Source organism: Geodermatophilaceae bacterium NBWT11, from assembly GCA_014218215.1.
Lineage (GTDB): Bacteria > Actinomycetota > Actinomycetes > Mycobacteriales > Geodermatophilaceae > Klenkia.
On sequence record CP043652.1, the window covers coordinates 3,347,648 to 3,366,135 of the forward strand.

Below are 18,488 nucleotides of genomic sequence, written 5' to 3' on the forward strand. Positions count from 1 at the left end.
GGGTGTTGACGCACCCCGGCCGGCCCGCCACGATCCTGTGCGTGGACGTCCTCGACCGCCCCCGGTGGCGCACGGTGCCGACGGCGGCGCTCGTCGTCCTCCCCGCCCTCGCCTACGCCCTGGTCGTGCTGACGCCCTGGCTCCTCGACGACCGGGCCCCGCGGGAGACCGGCAACCTGGTGGCGGTCGTGGTCACCGCGTTGGCCCTGCTGGGTGCGGTGGTCGCCGGCGCCGTCAGCCTCACGGTCCTCATGGGGCACGCGCGGGGCGGCGATCGAGTGGACCTCCTCCGGTGGTCGGCCGTCGCGGTGACGTCCGCCGTCGTCCTGGCGTGGCTGCTCACCCCCACGGCCGGCGCGCTGGTCACCGCCGCGCTGGACTAGGTCCCGCCGGGCCCGAGGTCGCTGACCACCCGGGCGGCGAGCACCTGCTCGAGGTGGGCCTCCCCGCGGGCACGGGTGCCCAGCAGACCCCAGCCCAGGTCGGCGGTCCACCGGCCGCGGCGCAGCCAGGCTCCGGTGCCCGGGGCCGGGCGCAACTCCGCTCGTGAGGCGGTCGCGATCTCGTGGAGCAGCAGCAGCGCGTCGTGCAGGGCGGGCTCCGTGGTGCGGCCCTCGACGAGCCCGCGCACCCGGTCGCCGGCGGCCCCGACCACGCCGGGGAGGCGACGGCTGGCCGACCGGGGAGCAGCAGGAGGCCTGCGGCCAGCGCCAGCACGATGCCGACGACGGTCTCGGCGAACCGGGTGGTGATCAGCTCCAGGCCGGTGCGTTCGGGCACCCCGACGTGCACCAGCATCAGCGACAGCGGGGTGATGAAGGAGACCGCCAGCACGTACTGGTGGGCGATGAGCAGCTCGACGCCGACCAGCAGCAGCCCGACCGCCACGATCTCGGCACCCACCGGGAGGTCGGCGGCGAACAGCAGTGCGGCCACGCCGATGCCCAGCAGCGTCCCGGTCACCCGGTGCCCGGCCCGGGCCCGGGTGTTGCGCGCGTCGGTGCCCAGCAGCACGGCGACCGCGGTCGTGCAGGCCCAGTAGGTGCTGGACAGCCCCAGCAGCCCGGCCACCAGCCCGGCGGTCATGACGCCCGCGCCGATCCGCAGCGAGGTCCAGACCCACGGCGGCACCGGGCGGACGGCGAGCGCGGCGCCGGGGGGCGGCGGACCGGGGGAGTCGGCCAGCGGGAGCTCGTGCAGGAAGCGCTCCTCGACCTCGGCCAGCGCCGGTCGCAGCGACGGCCGGCGGCGGCTGCCCCGGGACACCGCGGCGTCGGCCACCCGGACCGCCCGGGCCACCACGGCGGGCCGCACGGAGCGGTCGCCGGAGACGGCGGCACGGGCCGCGGCGAGGGCGCGCCGTTCGGGGCCCGCCGGGTCCCAGACCCACGGCAGCATGACGACGAGCCAGGCCAGCGTCGCCCCCGCGGCCGCGGCGGCGACGTGCTCGGCGAGCACCTCGGCCGTGGCGCCCAGCGCACTGGCGCTGCCACCGACCAGCACCACCCCCAGGGGGCCGGGCGGGCCGACCCGGAACACCGCGGTGGCTGCCGTCGCCGCGGCCGCCAGCACACCGAGCAGGACGGCGAGCAGCAGCGGACTGCCCCCGGTCAGGCCGCCGGCCGCGACGGCCAGCACGAGCACCAGCCCGCAGGCGGCGACCACCCCGGCCCGTCGGCGGTACGGGAGGGTGCTGCCGTAGATCGCAGTCAACCCGCCCAGGGCCGCCGCCGAGCCCAGGTCGGGGTGGCCCAGCGCCACGCCCAGGGCCAGCGGGAGGGACACCGAGACCCCGGCCGACACCGCCTTGCGACCACCACCGGCCCACAGCGCTGCGGCAGACGGCGGTCGGGACCCCAGCAGGTGCGGCACGGCACGGCGGACGGGGGAGGACACCCGGGCATCCTCGCCGTCCGCGCGCCGCGCCGTCGCCGGTCGGCCTCCGCTCACCGGAAGACCGCGACCACCGTCACGGCGCGCCTCAGCGGGCGAGCAGGCCGCCGTCGAGGGGGTAGTACGTGCCGGTCGCGAAGGACGACGCGTCGCTGGCCAGCCAGGCCACCAGCTCGGCGACCTCCTCCGGGGTGCCCAGGCGGCCCTGCGCGTGCTGCGAGGCCAGCCCGGCGCGGGCCTCCTCGCTCATCGACGAGATCAGCAGGGGGGTGCTGATGAAGGCCGGGCCCACCGCGTTGACCCGGATGCCCTCGGTGGCGTGCGCGAGGGCGGCGGCCTTGGTCAGCCCGACCACGCCGTGCTTGGCGGCCACGTAGGCCGGTGCGGTCTCGATGCCGACGGCCCCGAAGACGCTGGCCATGTTGATGATCGACCCGCCGCCCCCGGCGAGCATCGCCCGCGTCTCGGCGCGCACGCCGTAGAAGACGCCGTCCAGGTTCACCGACAGCACCTTCCGCCAGTCGGCGGTGGAGTACTCGTCCACGGTCTGCGCCGGGCCGCCGATGCCCGCGTTGTTCACCGCGACGTGCAGCCCGCCCAGCTGGGTGACGACGTCGGCGACGAGGGTGTCGACGGCGTCCGGGTCGGAGGAGTCGCCGCCGAACGCGAGCGCCCGGCCGCCTGCCCCGGTGATCTCGGCCGCGACGGCCCGCGCCTTCTCCTCGGCCAGGTCGGCGACCGCGACGGCGGCGCCGCTGCGCGCCAGGGTGAGCGCGACGGCGCGGCCGATGCCCGACCCCGCCCCGGTCACCAGCGCGACCTTGCCGTCCAGTTCGTAGTGCACCACGTTGATCTCCTCCCACCCGGGGCGTCTCTCGTCCCGCTCACCTCCTCCCTGCCCACCTCCGCGCGGGACGGCACTGTCTCGTCGGACACCGTGCGTAGCGTGCGCGGTGTGCAGGCACAGGACTGGGACGCCCGGTACGCCGAGAAGGCCCAGTGGTCGGCCGAGCCGAACGCACTGGTCGCGCAGCTGTGTGCCGATCTCGAGCCCGGGACGGCGGTCGACCTGGCCGCCGGGGAGGGCCGGCACGCGCTGTGGCTGGCCGGTCGGGGCTGGCAGGCCACCGCCGTCGACTTCTCCGCCGTCGGCCTCGACCGCGGCCGCACCGCCGGGCACGGGGACGACGTCACCTGGGTGGTCGCCGACGCCACCACCTGGACGACGGCCGAGGGCAGCCTGGACCTGGTGCTCGTCGTCTACCTGCACCTCCCCGAGCCCGAGACCGTCGCGCTGCTCACCCGGGCGGTGGCGTGGCTGCGGCCCGGCGGCCGGCTGCTGGTGCTCGGCCACGACGTGGACAACGTGGCGCGCGGCGTCGGCGGCCCCCAGGACACCGCGATCCTGCACTCGGTCGAGCGGCTCGCCCCGGTGGCCGCCCTGCTGGACGTCGACCGGCTCGAGCAGCTGCCCCGGGAGACCCCGGCGGGCACCGCGCTGGACACCCTGCTGTGGGGGACCCGACCCGTCTCGGGGTGAAGAGCACCAGGTCGGTGTGGTTTCCTCGACCCGTGCCCACCAGCGAGCTGACGCGTCGCCGCGTCATCGACTACGCCCTGGTCTGCACCTCTGCCTGTCCGCGCTGAGCGTTCGCTCCCGGACCCGCCCCCGCACGTCCCCCACCTCCCCGAGGACACCCCTGCCATGAGCGCACCCACCAGCCCGGCCGACGAGCTCGCTGCCGCGAAGTTCGCCTACTGGGTCCCCAACGTCAGCGGCGGCCTGGTCACCTCGACCATCGAGCAGCGCACCGACTGGGGCTTCGACTACAACAAGAAGCTCGCCCAGACCGCTGAGGCGGTGGGCTTCGAGTACGCCCTCTCCCAGGTGCGCTACATGTCCAGCTACAGCGCCGAGTTCCAGCACGAGTCGGTGTCCTTCTCCCTCGGGCTGCTGCTGGCCACCGAGCGGATCAAGCTCATCGCCGCCGTGCACCCCGGCATGTGGCAGCCCGGCGTGCTGGCCAAGCTGGGCGCCACCGCCGACATCATGAGCAACGGCCGGTTCGCCGTGAACGTCGTCTCCGGCTGGTTCAAGGGCGAGTTCACCGCCATGGGCGAGCCGTGGCTCGAGCACGACGAGCGCTACCGCCGCAGCGAGGAGTTCATCTCCGCGCTGCGCGGCATCTGGACCGAGGAGGGCTACACCCTCGGCGGGGACTTCTACCGGTTCCGCGACTTCGACCTCAAGCCCAAGCCGCTCACCGTCCCGGGCCGGCCGCACCCGGAGATCTTCCAGGGCGGCAACTCCACGGCCGCCCGGGCGATGGCCGGTCGGGTCTCGGACTGGTACTTCTCCAACGGCAAGGACCTGGCCGGCATCGACGAGCAGATCCGCGACGTCCGCGCCGTGGCCGACCCGCTGGGCCGCCGCGTCCGGTTCGGGCTCAACGGGTTCGTCATCGCCCGCGACACCGAGGCCGAGGCGCACGACACCCTGCGCGAGATCGTCGCCAAGGCGAACAAGCCCGCTGTCGAGGGGTTCCGGGACGCCGTCCAGCAGGCCGGCAACTCGACCGGGGACAAGAAGGGCATGTGGGCCGACTCCTCCTTCGAGGACCTGGTCCAGTACAACGACGGCTTCAAGACCAACCTGATCGGCACCCCGGAGCAGATCGCCGAGCGGATCGTGGAGTTCCGCCGGCACGGGGTCGACCTCTTCCTCTGCGGTTTCCTGCACTTCCAGGAGGAGATCGAGTACTTCGGCGCGAAGGTGCTGCCGCTGGTGCGTGAGATGGAGGCCGCTGCCGGCTTCGCCCCGACGGAGTTCCAGCCGCCACCACCGTCTGAGCCCGGTACGGTCCGGGCGTGATGAACCGGGACCGTCAGCGCTGGGTGGCCGGCGTCGTCGTCCTGGCGATGGTGCTGGCCGCCGGCGCCGTGGTGTTCTCCATCCTGCTGACCTGACCCCGCCACGGCGTCCGGGACACTGGACGCCGTGGGATACGTCGACGTCACCGGGATCCGGTTCACCCTGCCCGACGGACGGGTCCTGCTGGACGACGTCTCCTTCCGGGTGGGGGACGGCGCGGTCGCCGCGCTGGTCGGGGAGAACGGCGCCGGCAAGACCACGCTGCTGCGGATCATCACCGGCGACCTGACCCCGGACGCGGGCTCCGTCGCCCTCGTCGGCGGGCTCGGTGTGATGCGCCAGTTCATCGGCTCGGTGCGCGACGCCACGAGCGTGCAGCAGTTCCTCGTCGACCTGGCCCCGCCCGCGGTCAGCGCCGCCTGGCACGCCGTCGAGGCCGCCGAGCTGGCCATGATGGAGGCCGACGACGAGCCCACCCAGATGGCCTACGCCAACGCGCTGGGCACCTGGGGCGACGTCGGCGGCTACGACGTCGAGGTCACCTGGGACACCGTCACCGTCGCGGCCCTCGGCGTGCCCTACGAGCAGTGCAAGTACCGCGAGCTGCAGACGCTGTCCGGTGGCGAGCAGAAGCGGCTGGCCCTGGAGTGCCTGCTGCGCGGCCCCGACCAGGTGCTGCTGCTCGACGAGCCGGACAACTACCTCGACGTCCCGGGCAAGCGCTGGCTGGAGGAGCGGCTGCGGGAGACCCGCAAGACCGTGCTGTTCGTCAGCCACGACCGGGAGCTGCTGGACACCGTGGCCACCCGGGTGGTCACCGTCGAGGGCGGGACGGCGTGGGTGCACGGCGGCAGCTGGGCGGCCTACCCGGCCGCCCGGGACGCCCGGCACCAGCGGATGGCCGAGCTGCGGCTGCGCTGGGAGGAGGAGCACCAGCGGCTGGTCGACCTCACCCGCACGATGCAGCAGCAGGCCGCGAACTCCCCGGACATGGCCAACCGGTACCACGCGATGCAGACCCGGCTGGCCAAGTTCGAGGCCGCCGGGCCGCCCCCGGAGCGCCCGCCGCAGCAGGAGGTGGCGATGCGGCTCAAGGGCGGTCGCACCGGCGTCCGGGTGCTCGTCGCCGAGGACCTCGAGCTGACCGGGCTGATGAAGCCCTTCGACGTCGAGCTGGACTACGGCGACCGGGTCGCGGTGCTCGGCTCCAACGGGGCGGGCAAGTCGCACTTCCTGCGGCTGATGGCCGGGCAGGAGGTCACGCACACCGGCAGCTGGAAGCTCGGCGCCCGCGTCGTCCCCGGCTTCTTCGCCCAGACCCACGCGCACCCGGAGTGGATGGAGCGCACCCTCACCGACCTGCTCTGGCACGGCGAGCCCGGACGACCGGGCATCGACCGCGGCCGGGCGATGGCCGTGCTGCGCCGCTACGGCCTGGCCGCGGCCGGCGACTCGCTGTTCCGGTCGCTGTCCGGCGGGCAGCAGGCCCGGTTCCAGGTGCTGCTGCTGGAGCTGTCCGGGGCGACGTTGCTGCTGCTCGACGAGCCGACCGACAACCTCGACGTGCTCAGTGCCGAGTCGTTGGAGCAGGCGCTGGCCGCCTTCGACGGGACCGTCGTCGCGGTCACCCACGACCGCTGGTTCGCCCGCTCCTTCGACCGGTTCCTGGTCTTCGGCTCCGACGGCCGGGTGCGCGAGACCCCGGAGCCGGTCTTCGACGAGGCGCGGGTGCAGCGCACCCGCTGAGCTCAGCCGCCGGTGCGGGCCCGCCGGTGGGCGGCCATCCGGACCGGGGAGTTGACCGCCCCGTACCCGTCGTAGCCGGTCAGCCGCTGGACCACCTCGAAGAACACCCGCCCGCCGAGCACCTCGGTGTAGAGGTGCAGGAACGCACCCGTCGCGTCGGCGTCGTAGAACAGCCCGTGCTCGCGCAGGTCGGCCAGCAGGCCGGGGTCCAGCTCGAGCCGGTCGTCGAGGTCGTCGTGGTAGTTCGCCGGGACGGCGAGCAGCGGTGCGCCGGCCGCGCGCAGCGCCCGGGCGGTGGCGACGACGTCGTCGGTGGCGAACGCGACGTGCTGCGGGTCGGGCACCCCCGGTGCCCAGCCGCCGCCGCGGCGCAGCAGGGACACCGACAGGGCCAGCCGGACGTCGCGGCCGGGCGTGGTGACCCCGCGGGAGCGGACCAGCCCGAACGGCGCGGCCACCTCGGCGCCCGCCTCGGGCAGCAGGCCCAGCACCGAGCGGTAGAACAGCCCGGCCTCGTCGTAGGCGTCGAAGGGCTGGGTGAGCCCGACGTGGTCGGTGCCGGTGAGCCCGGCGCCGGCCGCGGTCTCCCCGGTGGCGAGGAAGTCCGCCGGCCAGCCGTCCGGGCCGGTGCGGGCGAAGAACACCTGGGTGCCGTCGGGGGCGGCGACGGCGGACAGCTCGGCCTCGGCCCGGCCCCGGGTGCGGGGGAGCACCGGGGCCAGCAGTGCCTCGGCGCGGGCCGCCGAGCCGGTGGGGTCGGTGGACTCCAGGGCCAGCGCGACGACGGCGGCCTCGCCCGAGCCGGCCGACCGCGCGGCGCCGGCGTTGAGCAGCACCCGGGCGGTGCCCTGCTCCCACAGCTGCACCGGCTTGGAGCGGTGCTGGCCGGTGTGCGCGAAGCCCAACCGGTCGAGGACGTCGGCGACCACGGGACCGGAGACGCCGTCCACGGCCAGCTCGGTGAAGGCGTGCCCGGTCAGCGCCGGCGCGGTGGGCAGCACCAGCGGGTCGACCGGCAGCGCCTCCTCCAGCGCCAGCAGCGAGCGCATCGCGTCGACCGCGGTGCGGGCCGGGTCCGCCTGCCGGAAGACGTCGTTGAAGACCTCCAGCGACAGCGGGCCGGTGTACCCGGCGGCCAGCACGTGGCCGAGGAAGGCGGGCAGGTCGAAGGCGCCCTGGCCCGGGAAGAGCCGGTGGTGCCGGGACCACTGCAGCACGTCCATGTCCAGCTGCGGGGCGTCGGCCAGCTGCAGGAAGAACAGCTTGTCCGCCGGCACCGCGGCGAACCCGGCCGGGTCCCCGCCGCGGGAGAGCACGTGGAAGGAGTCCAGGCACAACCCGAGCGCGGGGTGGTCGGCGCGGGCGACGACGTCCCAGCTGTGCTCCCAGGTGGACACGTGTGTGCCCCAGGCCAGCGCCTCGTAGGCCAGCCGGAGACCGCGGTCGGCGGCGAGCTCCGCGGTGGCGTGCAGCTGGGCGGCGAGCTCGTCGTCGTCGGTGACCGCGGTGGGGGAGACCGCGGAGCAGACCAGCACGGTGTCCACGCCGAGGGCGGCCATCACGTCGAACTTGGCCCGGGCCCGGCGCTGGTTGCGGGCGACCGTGGCCGGGTCGGTCGAGTCCAGGTCGCGGAAGGGCTGGTAGAGGTCGATCGACAGGCCGAGGTCGGCGCACCGGGCGGCCAGCTCGGCCGGCGCCCACGGTGCGGCCACCAGGTCGGGCTCGAACACCTCGATGCCGTCGAAGCCCGCCCCGGCCGCGGCGGTGAGCTTGTCCTCCAGCGTCCCGGACAGGCAGACGGTGGCGACGGCGCGCCGGCGGGTGGACCGGTCAGCCAACGGGGGAGTCCGCGGGGTCGACCAGGGTGGCGAAGTGGGCGAGCATCCGGTCGGCGTCGGGCTCGAGCCCGGTGAACAGCCGGAAGGAGTCCACGGCCTGGAACACCGCCATCCCGCCGCCGTCGAGCACCCGGCAGCCGTGCTCACGGGCGGTGCGCACCAGCTCGGTCTCCAGCGGGCGGTAGACGATGTCGGCCACCCACAGCTCGGGACGCAGCAGCTCGGCCGGCACCGGGGAGCCAGGGTGGGCCGCCATGCCGGTGGGGGTGGCGTGCACCAGTCCGTCGGCAGCGGCCAGCGCGCTCGCCAGCCCGGTGAGGTCCCCGCCGTCCGCCCGGCCGGGGCCGAACCGCTGCTGGAGCGCACCGGCCAGGGCGGTGGCCCGCGAGGCGTCGACGTCCAGCACGGTCAGCCGACCGGTGCCCAGGGTGAGCAGCGCGTGCGCGACCGCGGCCCCCGCCCCGCCGGCGCCCAGCAGCACGACCCGGTCCATCGCGGCGTCGGGCAGCCCGCGGTCGACGTTGCGGGCGAAGCCGGACCAGTCGGTGTTGTGCCCGACGGCCCGGCCGTCGGTGAAGACCACCGTGTTGACCGCACCGAGGGCCTCGGCATCGGGGGACAGCTCGTCCAGGTGCTCGATCACCAGCTGCTTGCACGGGTGGGTCACGTTGAGCCCGTCGTAGCCCGCCAGCTGTGCGGCCCGGACCAGCTCGCCGACCTGCTCGGGGGCCCTGCCCAGGACGTCGATGTCCAGCCGGCGGTAGACGTGGCGCAGACCCAGCGCGTCGGCCTCCGCCTCGTGCAGGGCCGGGCTGAGGGAGGGCCCGATGCCCGAGCCGATGAGTCCGACGACGATGCCGGGACGGGCTGGGCTCACGAGCGACCTCCGTATGTACCAACTGGTGAGTTGACTGGCTCCAGGACACCACACCGTGACGCCGGGCACCACCCCCCGGGCCTAGGCTCGCCCCCGTGACCGAGACCCCCGAGCGGACCCGGGACGCCGAGCGGACCCGGGCGGAGATCCTCGCCGTGGCCACCGAGGAGTTCGCGCACTCGGGCTACGCCGGGGCCCGGGTGGACGTCATCGCGGCGAAGACCAGCACCACCAAGCGGATGATCTACTACTACTTCGGCGGCAAGGAGCAGCTGTACGTGGCAGCTCTCGAGGCGGCCTACACCCGCATCCGCGGCCTGGAGCAGCAGCTCGACGTCGAGCACCTGGACCCGGTGGAGGCCATCCGCGAGCTGGCCGGGCTCACCTTCGACCACCACGAGGCCCACCCGGACTTCATCCGGCTGGTCAGCATCGAGAACATCCACCACGGCGAGCACATCGCCGGCTCCGCGGTGCTGTCGAACCTGGCCAACCCGGCCCTCGACGTCCTCGGCGCGATCCTGGACCGCGGGCGCGCGGCGGGCCTGTTCCGGGCCGACGCCGACGCCCTCGACGTCCACCAGGTGATCAGCAGCTTCTGCATCTTCCGGACGGCGAACCAGCACACCTTCGGCGCCCTCTTCGGCCGCGACATGCTCGCCCCCGAGCTGCGCCGACGCCAGCGCGCGCTCCTGACCGACCTGGTGACCGACTACCTGGTGGTGTAGCTCCGCGGACACGCGGGACGCGGACCGGGCCTTGACACCGTGACCGGCACCACCCCATCCTCTGCGTCGTACTAACCAGTTGGTACATAGAGCCGACCGGTCCCCGGCACCGACGCCACCGATCCAGGAGCCCTGCGCATGAGTGCGACCTCGAGTCCCCCGGCCACCCCACCCGTGAAGCGGACACCCGTGAAGGCTGCGCTCAGCAGCTGGCTGGGCAGCGCCCTGGAGTACTACGACTTCTTCATCTACGCCCAGGCGGCCGCGCTGGTCTTCCCGACGGTGTTCTTCCCGGCCGACGACCCGCAGGTCGCCGTGGTGGCCTCGTTGGCCACCTTCGGAGTCGGCTACGTGGCCCGCCCGATCGGTGCCTTCGTGCTCGGCCACTGGGGCGACACCCACGGTCGCAAGAACATGCTGGTGCTCTGCATGCTGATGATGGGCATCTCGACCCTGCTGGTGGCGGTGCTGCCCACCTACGGCCAGGTCGGCGTGCTGGCCCCGGCGCTGCTGGTGCTCATGCGGTTAATCCAGGGCTTCGCCGTCGGCGGCGAGATCGCCGGTGCCAGCACGATGACGATGGAGCACGCGCCCTTCGGCAAGCGCGGCTTCTACACCAGCTTCACCCTGCAGGGCGTCCAGGGCGGGCAGCTGCTGGCCGCCGCGATCTTCCTGCCGCTGGCCGCGGTCCTGCCCGAGGACGACTTCCAGAGCTGGGGCTGGCGGATCCCGTTCCTGCTCAGCGCCGTGGTCATCGTCATCGGGCTCGTCGTGCGCCGCAAGGTCGAGGAGACCCCCGCCTTCCAGGAGAAGGCCGCCACCGGCGAGGTGCCCAAGGCCCCGATCGTGCAGGTCGTGCAGGAGAACGGCGCCGACATGCTGCGGGTGGTCGTGATGGCGCTGATGAACGCCGTGCCGCTGACCGCCACCGTGTTCGGTGCCACCTACGCCACCAGCGAGGCCTACGGCGTCGGGTTCTCCACCGCCACCTACCTGTGGATCTCGGTCGCCGGCAACCTGGTCGCGATGGTGCTGATCCCCTTCATCGGCAACCTGTCCGACCGGATCGGCCGCCGGCCCTGCATCATCGTCGGCTCGCTGGGCTCCACGGCGATGGCCTACGCCTACCTGCACGCCATCAGCATCGACAACGTGACGCTGGCGTTCGTCTTCGCGATCCTCATGTGGGGCACGGTCTACCAGGGCTACAACGCGGTGTTCCCGAGCTTCTACCAGGAGCTCTTCCCGACCCGGACCCGCGTCACCGGCTTCGCGGTCAGCCAGAACATCGGCACCATGATCACCGCGTTCCTGCCCTCGCTGTTCGCCGCGATCGCCCCGCCGGACTCCAACGTCCCGCTGATCGTGGGCAGCATCGTCTTCGGCATCGGCATCGCGGTGGCCGTCGCGGCGCTCTCCGCCCGCGAGACCTTCCGGGTGGCCCTGGACGACCTGGGCAAGCCGTCGGCGGTCCCGATGGAGAAGGCGGAGTACGAGCGGCTGCGCAGCGGTCAGGAGGAGCGCGTCGCCGAGACCGTCTAGGGCGAGGACGACGAGGACCCGCAGCCCAGGGCTGCGGGTCCTCGGTCGTTCAGCCCCCGATCCGGTCCAGCTGCTCGAGCTCCACGGGGCCGAGCACCCGGGCCGCCGCCTCCAGGTTGGCCTCCAGGTGGGCCACCGACGACGTCCCGGGGATGAGCAGGACGTTGGGCGAACGGGCCAGCAACCAGGCCAGCGCGACCTCCATCGGGGTGGTCTCCAGCGACCGGGCCACCTCCTCCAGGGCGTGCGACTGCAGCGGGGTGAACCCGCCGAGCGGGAAGAACGGCACGTAGGCGATGCCCTCCCGGGCCAGCGCGTCGATCATCGCGTCGTCGTCGCGGTGCACCAGGTTGTAGTGGTTCTGCACGCAGACCACCGGGGCGACCTCCTGGGCCTCGGCCAGCATCGAGGTGCTCACGTTGCTGATCCCGATGTGCCGCACCAGCCCCTCGGCCTGCAGGGCGGCCATGGTCTCCATCGGGCCGGTCACCGAACGCTCCACCGGCTCGGCGAACCCGGGCATCCGCAGGTTGACCACGTCCAGGACGTCGAGACCCAGGTGGTCGAGGTTGTCGTGCACGGCCTGGCGCAGCTCGTCGGAGCCCAGCGCCTCCGGCCACTCGCCCTCCGGCGTCCGCCGGGCCCCGATCTTGGTCACGATCGTGAGGCCCTCGGGGTAGGGGTGCAGGGCCTCGCGGATGACCTCGTTGGTCACGTGCGGCCCGTAGTAGTCGCTGGTGTCGATGTGGTCCACGCCGAGCTCCACGGCCCGGCGCAGCACCGCCACCGCCGCCTCGCGGTCGGCGGGCGGGCCCATCACGTGCGGTCCGGCCAGCTGCATGGCGCCGTAGCCCGTGCGGTGCACGGTGCGGTCACCGAGCTGGAACTGCCCGGAGCGGTCTGCCGTCGTCGTCATGTCCCCGGTGTACTCCGGGGCAGGCGTCAGCGCGCGCCGATGTCGGCGGTCGCGCGCTCCCAGGTGTCCACGTCGGTGACCACGGGGTCGGGGCTGGCGGTGTCGGCCCGCTCGGTGCGCATGGCCGCGAGGCAGACGACGGTGCCGGCCAGCGCCAGCGCGGCACCCACCCAGATGGGCGCCGTGTAGCCGTAGCCCGCGCTCAGCACGGCCGCGCCCAGGGCCGCGCCGAGGGCGTTGGCCACGTTGAAGGCGCCCTGGTTGGCGGCGGAGACGAGCGAGCCACCGCGCACCCGGGCGGCCTCGATGACCTTGTTCTGGACGACCGGTCCGGCGGCGAAGGCGACCGTGCCGAAGAGCACCAGCAGGACGACGGCGGAGGCCGCCGTGCGCGCGGTCAGCGCGAAGCCGACCAGCAGTGCGGCGCTGACCAGCAGGCCGATGGCCACGAAGCGCAGGCCGTAGCGGTCGCCGAGCTTGCCGCCGGCGAGGGTGCCGATCGTCGTCCCGACGCCGAACAGCGCCAGCACCGGCGTCACCCAGCCCTCGGTGAGCCCGCCGAGCTCGGTGAGGATGGGGGAGACGTAGGAGTAGACGGAGAAGAGCGCGGCGAACCCGATCATCGTCAGCCCGAGCACCATCCACACCTGGCGGCGGCGGAAGGCCCGCAGCTCGCTGCGCAGGTCGGTCTTCTCCCCGCTGACCGCGGGCATCCAGGCCACCAGCCCGGCGATGGTGACCAGGCCGATGACCGCGCAGCCGGCGAGCACCAGGCGCCAGCTGGTCTGCTGGGCGACGAACGTGCCCAGCGGGACGCCGATGACGTTGGCCAGGGTGAGCCCGACCATCATCAGCGAGATCGCCTGGGTGGCCTTGTCGCGCGGGACCAGCCGGCGGGCGGCGACCGCACCGACTCCGAAGAACGAGCCGTGCGCCAGGGCGGTGAGCACCCGGGCGACCACCAGCAGGCCGTAGCTCGGGGCCAGCGCCGAGAGCACGTTGCCCACGACGAACACGACCATCAGCCCGATCAGGGTCTGCTTGGGGGTGAACCGGACGCCGAGCGCGGTGAGCGTCGGCGCACCGATCACGACGCCGACCGCGTAGGCGCTGATGAGGAGGCCGACGGCGGACACCGAGACCCCGAGTCCGTCGGCGATCTCGGGCAGCATGCCCATGACCACGAACTCGGTGGTTCCGATGCCGAAGGCACCGATGGCCAGGGCGAGCAGGGCGCGGGGCACAGCAGTCCTCTACGAGGGAGACGTCGGGGGTTCCTCCCCAGCCAAGGGCACGGGACCCCCGACGCCATCCCGCGACCGGCATGAGACCGGTCACGTCACTCGGACGTGCAGGTCAGGGCTGCAGGAGCACCTTGACCGTGCCGTTCCGCTTCTGACGGAAGTCCTCGTAGGCGGTGGGCGCGTCCTCCAGCGACACGTGGTGGGTCGCGAAGTCGTCCACGCCGAGCACGTCGGCGTCGGTGAGCAGCGGCAGGATGTCGGGCACCCACCGCCAGACGTTGGCCTGGCCCATGTGCAGCCCGATCTGCTTGTCGAACATGTTCATCAGCGGCAGGGGGTCGGTGGCCCCGCCGTAGACGCCCGAGAGCGACACGGTGCCGCCGCGGCGGACCGCCTCGATCGCGGTGTTCAGCGCGGCGAGCCGGTCGATGCCCGCCACCGTCATGACCTTCTCCATGATCGCGTCGGGGACCAGGGCCGAGGCCTTCTGGGCGAGCTTGGCGCCGGGGGAGCCGTGCGCCTCCATGCCGACCGCGTCGATCACGCTGTCGGCCCCGCGTCCGGCCGTCTTCTCCCGCACCGCGGCCACGACCTCGGCCTGGTCGGTGCTGGCGATGACGTCGATGCCGCGCTGCCGGGCCCGGCTGAGCCGCTCGGGGACGACGTCGGAGGCGATGACCTGGTGGCCCAGGTGCGCGGCGATGCGGGCGCACATGTCGCCGATCGGGCCCAGCCCGAGCACCAGCACGCTGCCGCCCTCGGGGATCTTCGCGTACTGGACCGCCTGCCAGGCCGTCGGCAGCACGTCGGAGAGGTAGACGAACCGGTCGTCGGCCGGGCCCTCGGGGACGACGATCGGCAGGGTGTTGCCGAAGGGCACCCGCAGGTACTCGGCCTGCCCGCCGGGCACCTGGCCGTAGAGCTTGGTGTAGCCGAACAGCGAGGCGCCCATCCCCTGGTCGCGGTTCTGGGTGGTCTCGCACTGGCTCTGCAGCCCGCGCTCGCACATCCAGCAGGTGCCGCAGGAGATGTTGAAGGGGACGACGACCCGGTCACCGGGCTTGACCGCGGTGACCTCGGGACCGACCTCGCGGACGACGCCCATCGGCTCGTGGCCCATCACGTCGCCGACGGACATGAACGGGGCCATCACCTCGATGAGGTGCAGGTCCGAGCCGCAGATGCCGCTGGAGGTGACCTCCACGACGATGTCGGTCGGGTCCTGGATGGTGGGGTCGGGGACGGTGTCGACGCGGACGTCGTCGCGACCGTGCCAGGTGACTGCGCGCATGGTGGAGGTCTCCTCCGGTTGCGGGGTCGCCACCGCGGGTCGCACTGCACTCCCGTGGTCTCCAGGCGGGCAGCGGCGCGTGTGGCGTCTGTCGCACCTACCCGACACGGCGAGGCGCATGCGTTCCCGCTGTGCGATCACCACCTCACGGAGGGTGTCGAACTGGCAGCTGTTGTCGTGACCTGCGCCACCATCGCCGTGTGATTCGGTCGGAACGCTGGTCACGGTCGGGTCACGGCGTGTTTACATGGGTCCCGCTCCCCAGCCGGCCGACGAAAGACAGGTGCATGAAGTCGCAACACCCGCAACGACTCCTCGGGCACGACCTGGAGCCACGGAACGGTGCCGACGGCACCGCCGACCGTGGCTCCGTCGCTGTCGAGGGGCCGCAGGGCACGGTCACGGCTGGGGGAGCCGACACCGCCTTCGAGACCACCTCCCACACCGCCCACGGGCAGTCCGACACGGCCGTCGTGTCCCTGCTCGTGGCCGCGACAGCCGCCCCGGAGCGGGACGCCCTGGTGCGTGACCTCGCCGGGCGCGCGGCCGCCACCCTGGACGCCGAGGTCCCGGCCCCCGACGCCGCCGTGGTGGACCGCGCCGCTGCCCGGGACGGGGACCTCGTCGTCGCCGACAGCCCGCGGGAGGACGTCGAGGTCTCCGCCGCGGAGATCATCGCCGCGATCGCCGAGGGCCGCGTCGCCCGTGGCCGGCACCGCCAGGCCCGCAGCCCCCGCACCCGGGTGCTCACCGGCCCGGCCCGGATGCGCCGTCCCACCCTGTACCTGGCCGCGGCCCTGGTGGGTGCGACCGGCATCGGCCTGGTCACCACCGGCGACCCGCAGGCCCAGGCCGACCAGCCGCAGACCGCCACCGCCAGCGAGGCGGTCAGCGTGGCCGACGCCCTCGGCCTGCAGGCCGCCGCGCCCAGCACGGCCGCCGTCGAGTCCGACGCGGTCGGTCAGCTCCAGCAGATGGCCGCCAGCCGCGCCCAGCGCGAGACCGAGCAGGCGGCCGCCGCGCAGACCCAGGCCGCCGCCGACCAGGCCGTGCTCGACGCGCAGGCCGCGGCCGCGGCCGAGGCCGCCCGACCCACGGCGGTCGCCCCGGTCGCCGGCGCCCGGCTCTCCAGCCAGTTCGGGTACCGGTGGGGCACGCTGCACGCCGGCATCGACCTCGCCGCCCCCATGCTCACCCCGAGTACGCCGTCATGGACGGGGTCGTGCTGCAGGCCGGTCCGGCCAGCGGTTTCGGGCAGGCCGTCTACATCCAGCACGAGAACGGCGACGTCACCGTGTACGGCCACATGGAGGAGATCCTGGTGACCGCCGGTCAGGTGGTGCAGGCCGGCGAGACCATCGCGCTGCTGGGCAACCAGGGCCAGTCCACCGGACCGCACCTGCACCTCGAGGTGCACGTCGGCGGCATGAACGGGGAGAAGATCGACCCGATCCCGTGGCTCGCGGAGCGTGGCGTCACCTTGTAGCCACCAGGTGGCACACTCCTGGCATGCGAACTGCTGCATGTGACCCGGGGGAGTGCTGATGGGGCACGACCACGCGCACGGGCACGCGCACGGGACGGCCACCGCGGGTGCCGGCTACCGGCGCCGGCTGGCCCTCGTGCTCGGCATCACCGGCACCGTCCTGGTCGTCCAGGCCGTCGGTGCGGTCGCCTCTGGGTCGCTGGCGCTGCTGGCCGACGCCGCGCACATGGCCACCGACACCCTGGGCATCGCCCTCGCCCTGGGCGCGGTGACCCTGGCCCAGCGACCCGCCTCGGGACGACGGACCTTCGGCCTCCAGCGCATCGAGGTTCTCGCCGCCGTCGCCAACGGGCTGCTGCTGCTCGGCGTCGGGGCCTACGTCGTCGTCGAGGCGGTCCGCCGGATCGGGGACCCCCCGGAGATCCGCTCCGGGCTGATGCTCACCGTCGCCCTCGTCGGCCTGGCCGCCAACCTGGTCTCCCTGGCACTCCTGCGGTCCGGTCAGGGCGAGTCCCTGAACGTCCGGGGCGCCTACCTCGAGGTGCTCGGGGACACCCTGGGCTCGATCGCGGTCATCGTCGCCGCGGTGGTCATCGCGACCACCGGGTGGACCGGCGCCGACGTCGTCGCCTCCTTCGTCGTCGGGGCGCTGGTGCTGCCCCGGGCCTGGTCGCTGCTGCGCGATGCGCTCGACGTGCTCCTGGAGGCCGCCCCCCGCGGGGTGGACCTCGACGACGTCCGCCGGCACGTGCTCGGCGTCGAGGGCGTCACCGAGGTGCACGACCTGCACGCCTGGACCATCACCTCGGGCCTCCCGGTGCTGTCGGCGCACGTGGTCGTGGAGGACGCGGTGCTCGCCGACGGGCACGGCGGCCGCGTGCTGGACGCGCTGTGCGCCTGCCTGGGCAGCCACTTCGACGTCGAGCACTGCACCTTCCAGCTGGAGAGCGCCTCGCACCGCGGGCACGAGTCACCCGTCCACGATTGAAGGACCCCGGTGCCCCCCACAGGACGCTGCGCGCCCTGCGGGACCCTGCACCGGGGCCGTGCCGTCACCTCACCGACATCGGGTGCACCATGGGGGCGTGCACGACCACTCCGACATGTGGATGCCCACCGATCCGCCGACCTGGGCACGGCTGTTCACCCCGCACCTGGACGGCTGGTCCTGGATCGCCGGGCTGACGATCCTGGCGCTGGTCGCCTACCTGGTCGGGCTCGCGCGGCTGCACCGCGCCGGTGTCCGCTGGCCGTGGTGGAAGACGCTGTCGTTCACCTTCGGCGCGGTCTCGCTGTTCGCCGTCACCGGCACCGAGCTGCACGGCTACTCGATGGTGCTGTTCAGCGTGCACATGGCCCAGCACATGGTGCTGTCGATGGTGTCGCCGCTGCTGCTCCTGCTCGGCTCCCCGGTGACCATGGCGCTGCGCACCCTGCCCCGCGGCAAGGGCACCGCCGGCGTCCCGCGGGCGCTGCTGCTGGAGGCCCTGCACAGCAGGCTCGCCCGGTTCCTGTCGCACCCCGGGTTCACCATCCCGCTGTTCATCCTCAGCCTCTACGGCGTCTACTTCACGCCGGTCTTCGACGACCTGATGGCCGACCCGCTGGGCCACCAGTTCATGCTCGCCCACTTCACCGTGACCGGGCTGCTGTTCTTCGGGCCGATCCTGGGGGCCGACCCCTGGCCGCGCACCGTCGGCCACGCCGGCCGGATGCTCGAGCTGCTGCTGCCGATGCCGTTCCACGCGTTCTTCGGCGTCGCGATCATGATGAGCAGCTCGCTGGTCGTGCAGACCTTCGCCAACCCGCCCGAGAGCTGGGGCGTGGACCCGCTGGCCGACCAGACCACCGCCGGGTCCATCGCCTGGTCCTTCGGCGAGCTGCCGACCGTGCTCGTGCTGGCCGTCGTGTTCTTCCAGTGGGCCAACTCCGAGAGCCGGAAGAACAAGACCCGGGACCGCACCATCGACCGGGTCGGGGACGCCGAGCTCGACGCCTACAACGCCCGGCTCAGGGCGATGGCCTCCACCCGCACCAGCTGAGGCCGGTGCGGGT

Annotated in this window: 15 protein-coding genes and 1 pseudogene; 9 read left to right on the forward strand and 7 right to left on the reverse strand. The window is 73.5% G+C overall.

The genetic code is table 11. The annotated features are described in order from the left end of the window. Positions 1 to 41: 41 nt before the first annotated feature. Positions 42 to 383 carry a hypothetical protein gene (locus F1C76_16220; protein QNG37923.1) on the forward strand — a complete coding sequence of 114 codons (342 nt, stop codon included), beginning with the start codon at positions 42 to 44 and terminating at the stop codon, positions 381 to 383. Here the strand turns inward: F1C76_16220 and F1C76_16225 are convergent. Both F1C76_16225 and F1C76_16230 read right to left on the reverse strand, forming a co-directional pair. Further along, positions 364 to 1,896, reverse strand: coding sequence for a hypothetical protein (locus F1C76_16225; GenBank protein ID QNG37924.1), 1,533 nt, complete (start codon positions 1,894 to 1,896; stop codon positions 364 to 366). The two genes, F1C76_16220 and F1C76_16225, sit on opposite strands and share 20 nt — an antisense overlap. Before the next feature lie 85 nt (positions 1,897 to 1,981). After that, positions 1,982 to 2,740, reverse strand: a complete 759-nt coding sequence (locus tag F1C76_16230) for an SDR family oxidoreductase (GenBank protein ID QNG37925.1) — start codon at positions 2,738 to 2,740, stop codon at positions 1,982 to 1,984. 108 nt (positions 2,741 to 2,848) lie between these two features. Here F1C76_16230 and F1C76_16235 point away from each other — a divergent pair, with 108 nt between their 5' ends. The 3 genes from F1C76_16235 to F1C76_16245 all read left to right on the forward strand — a co-directional run bounded on the left by F1C76_16235 (position 2,849) and on the right by F1C76_16245 (position 6,511). After that, a complete protein-coding gene (locus F1C76_16235) occupies positions 2,849 to 3,433 on the forward strand; it encodes a class I SAM-dependent methyltransferase (protein QNG39305.1) in 585 nt (194 codons plus the stop codon). A gap of 165 nt (positions 3,434 to 3,598) precedes the next feature. Next, positions 3,599 to 4,765 (forward strand): dimethyl sulfone monooxygenase SfnG, encoded by a 1,167-nt coding sequence (gene sfnG, locus F1C76_16240; GenBank protein ID QNG37926.1) that lies wholly within the window; start codon positions 3,599 to 3,601, stop codon positions 4,763 to 4,765. A 126-nt stretch (positions 4,766 to 4,891) separates the two neighbouring features. Next, complete coding sequence (locus F1C76_16245) at positions 4,892 to 6,511, forward strand: ABC-F family ATP-binding cassette domain-containing protein (GenBank protein ID QNG37927.1); 1,620 nt, start codon at positions 4,892 to 4,894, stop codon at positions 6,509 to 6,511. 2 nt (positions 6,512 to 6,513) lie between these two features. Here F1C76_16245 and F1C76_16250 read toward each other — a convergent pair whose 3' ends face one another. After that, entirely contained in the window at positions 6,514 to 8,349 is a 1,836-nt protein-coding gene (locus F1C76_16250) for a sugar phosphate isomerase/epimerase and 4-hydroxyphenylpyruvate domain-containing protein (GenBank protein QNG37928.1), read from the reverse strand. Continuing rightward, positions 8,342 to 9,226 carry a shikimate dehydrogenase gene (locus F1C76_16255; protein QNG37929.1) on the reverse strand — a complete coding sequence of 295 codons (885 nt, stop codon included), beginning with the start codon at positions 9,224 to 9,226 and terminating at the stop codon, positions 8,342 to 8,344. The genes F1C76_16250 and F1C76_16255 overlap by 8 nt, the downstream gene beginning before the upstream one ends. A 95-nt stretch (positions 9,227 to 9,321) precedes the next feature. Here F1C76_16255 and F1C76_16260 point away from each other — a divergent pair, with 95 nt between their 5' ends. After that, positions 9,322 to 9,954: a TetR/AcrR family transcriptional regulator gene (locus F1C76_16260; protein QNG37930.1), complete on the forward strand. Its 633-nt coding sequence runs from the start codon at positions 9,322 to 9,324 to the stop codon at positions 9,952 to 9,954. Positions 9,955 to 10,092: 138 nt separating this feature from the next. Further along, positions 10,093 to 11,496 carry an MHS family MFS transporter gene (locus F1C76_16265; GenBank protein QNG37931.1) on the forward strand — a complete coding sequence of 468 codons (1,404 nt, stop codon included), beginning with the start codon at positions 10,093 to 10,095 and terminating at the stop codon, positions 11,494 to 11,496. Between the two features lie 49 nt (positions 11,497 to 11,545). Here the strand turns inward: F1C76_16265 and F1C76_16270 are convergent, their stop codons facing one another. The 3 genes from F1C76_16270 to F1C76_16280 form a co-directional block, all read right to left on the reverse strand. Beyond that, the gene (locus F1C76_16270; GenBank protein QNG37932.1) at positions 11,546 to 12,412 is read right to left on the reverse strand and encodes an oxidoreductase; all 867 of its coding nucleotides are present in this window, start codon (positions 12,410 to 12,412) and stop codon (positions 11,546 to 11,548) included. 26 nt (positions 12,413 to 12,438) lie between these two features. Further along, on the reverse strand, positions 12,439 to 13,656 hold the full coding sequence (locus tag F1C76_16275) for an MFS transporter (GenBank protein ID QNG37933.1): 1,218 nt from the start codon (positions 13,654 to 13,656) through the stop codon (positions 12,439 to 12,441). Positions 13,657 to 13,768: 112 nt separating this feature from the next. Continuing rightward, positions 13,769 to 14,947, reverse strand: coding sequence for an alcohol dehydrogenase catalytic domain-containing protein (locus F1C76_16280; protein QNG37934.1), 1,179 nt, complete (start codon positions 14,945 to 14,947; stop codon positions 13,769 to 13,771). A gap of 764 nt (positions 14,948 to 15,711) precedes the next feature. Here F1C76_16280 and F1C76_16285 point away from each other — a divergent pair. From F1C76_16285 to F1C76_16295, 3 genes and pseudogenes are all read left to right on the forward strand, one after another. After that, positions 15,712 to 16,433 (forward strand): annotated as a pseudogene (locus F1C76_16285) (M23 family metallopeptidase). A 52-nt stretch (positions 16,434 to 16,485) separates the two neighbouring features. After that, positions 16,486 to 17,421 (forward strand): cation transporter, encoded by a 936-nt coding sequence (locus F1C76_16290; protein QNG37935.1) that lies wholly within the window; start codon positions 16,486 to 16,488, stop codon positions 17,419 to 17,421. A gap of 115 nt (positions 17,422 to 17,536) precedes the next feature. After that, positions 17,537 to 18,475 (forward strand): cytochrome c oxidase assembly protein, encoded by a 939-nt coding sequence (locus F1C76_16295; protein QNG39307.1) that lies wholly within the window; start codon positions 17,537 to 17,539, stop codon positions 18,473 to 18,475. Positions 18,476 to 18,488 lie beyond the last annotated feature (13 nt).

Bases quoted from the DNA above. Each gene is read 5' to 3' on its own strand.
- F1C76_16270 (QNG37932.1), bottom strand. From the start codon at position 12,412: ATGACGACGACGGCAGACCGCTCCGGGCAGTTCCAGCTCGGTGACCGC.
- F1C76_16280 (QNG37934.1), bottom strand. From the start codon at position 14,947: ATGCGCGCAGTCACCTGGCACGGTCGCGACGACGTCCGCGTCGACACC.
- F1C76_16295 (QNG39307.1), top strand. From the start codon at position 17,537: ATGTGGATGCCCACCGATCCGCCGACCTGGGCACGGCTGTTCACCCCG.
- F1C76_16265 (QNG37931.1), top strand. From the start codon at position 10,093: ATGAGTGCGACCTCGAGTCCCCCGGCCACCCCACCCGTGAAGCGGACA.
- sfnG (QNG37926.1), top strand. From the start codon at position 3,599: ATGAGCGCACCCACCAGCCCGGCCGACGAGCTCGCTGCCGCGAAGTTC.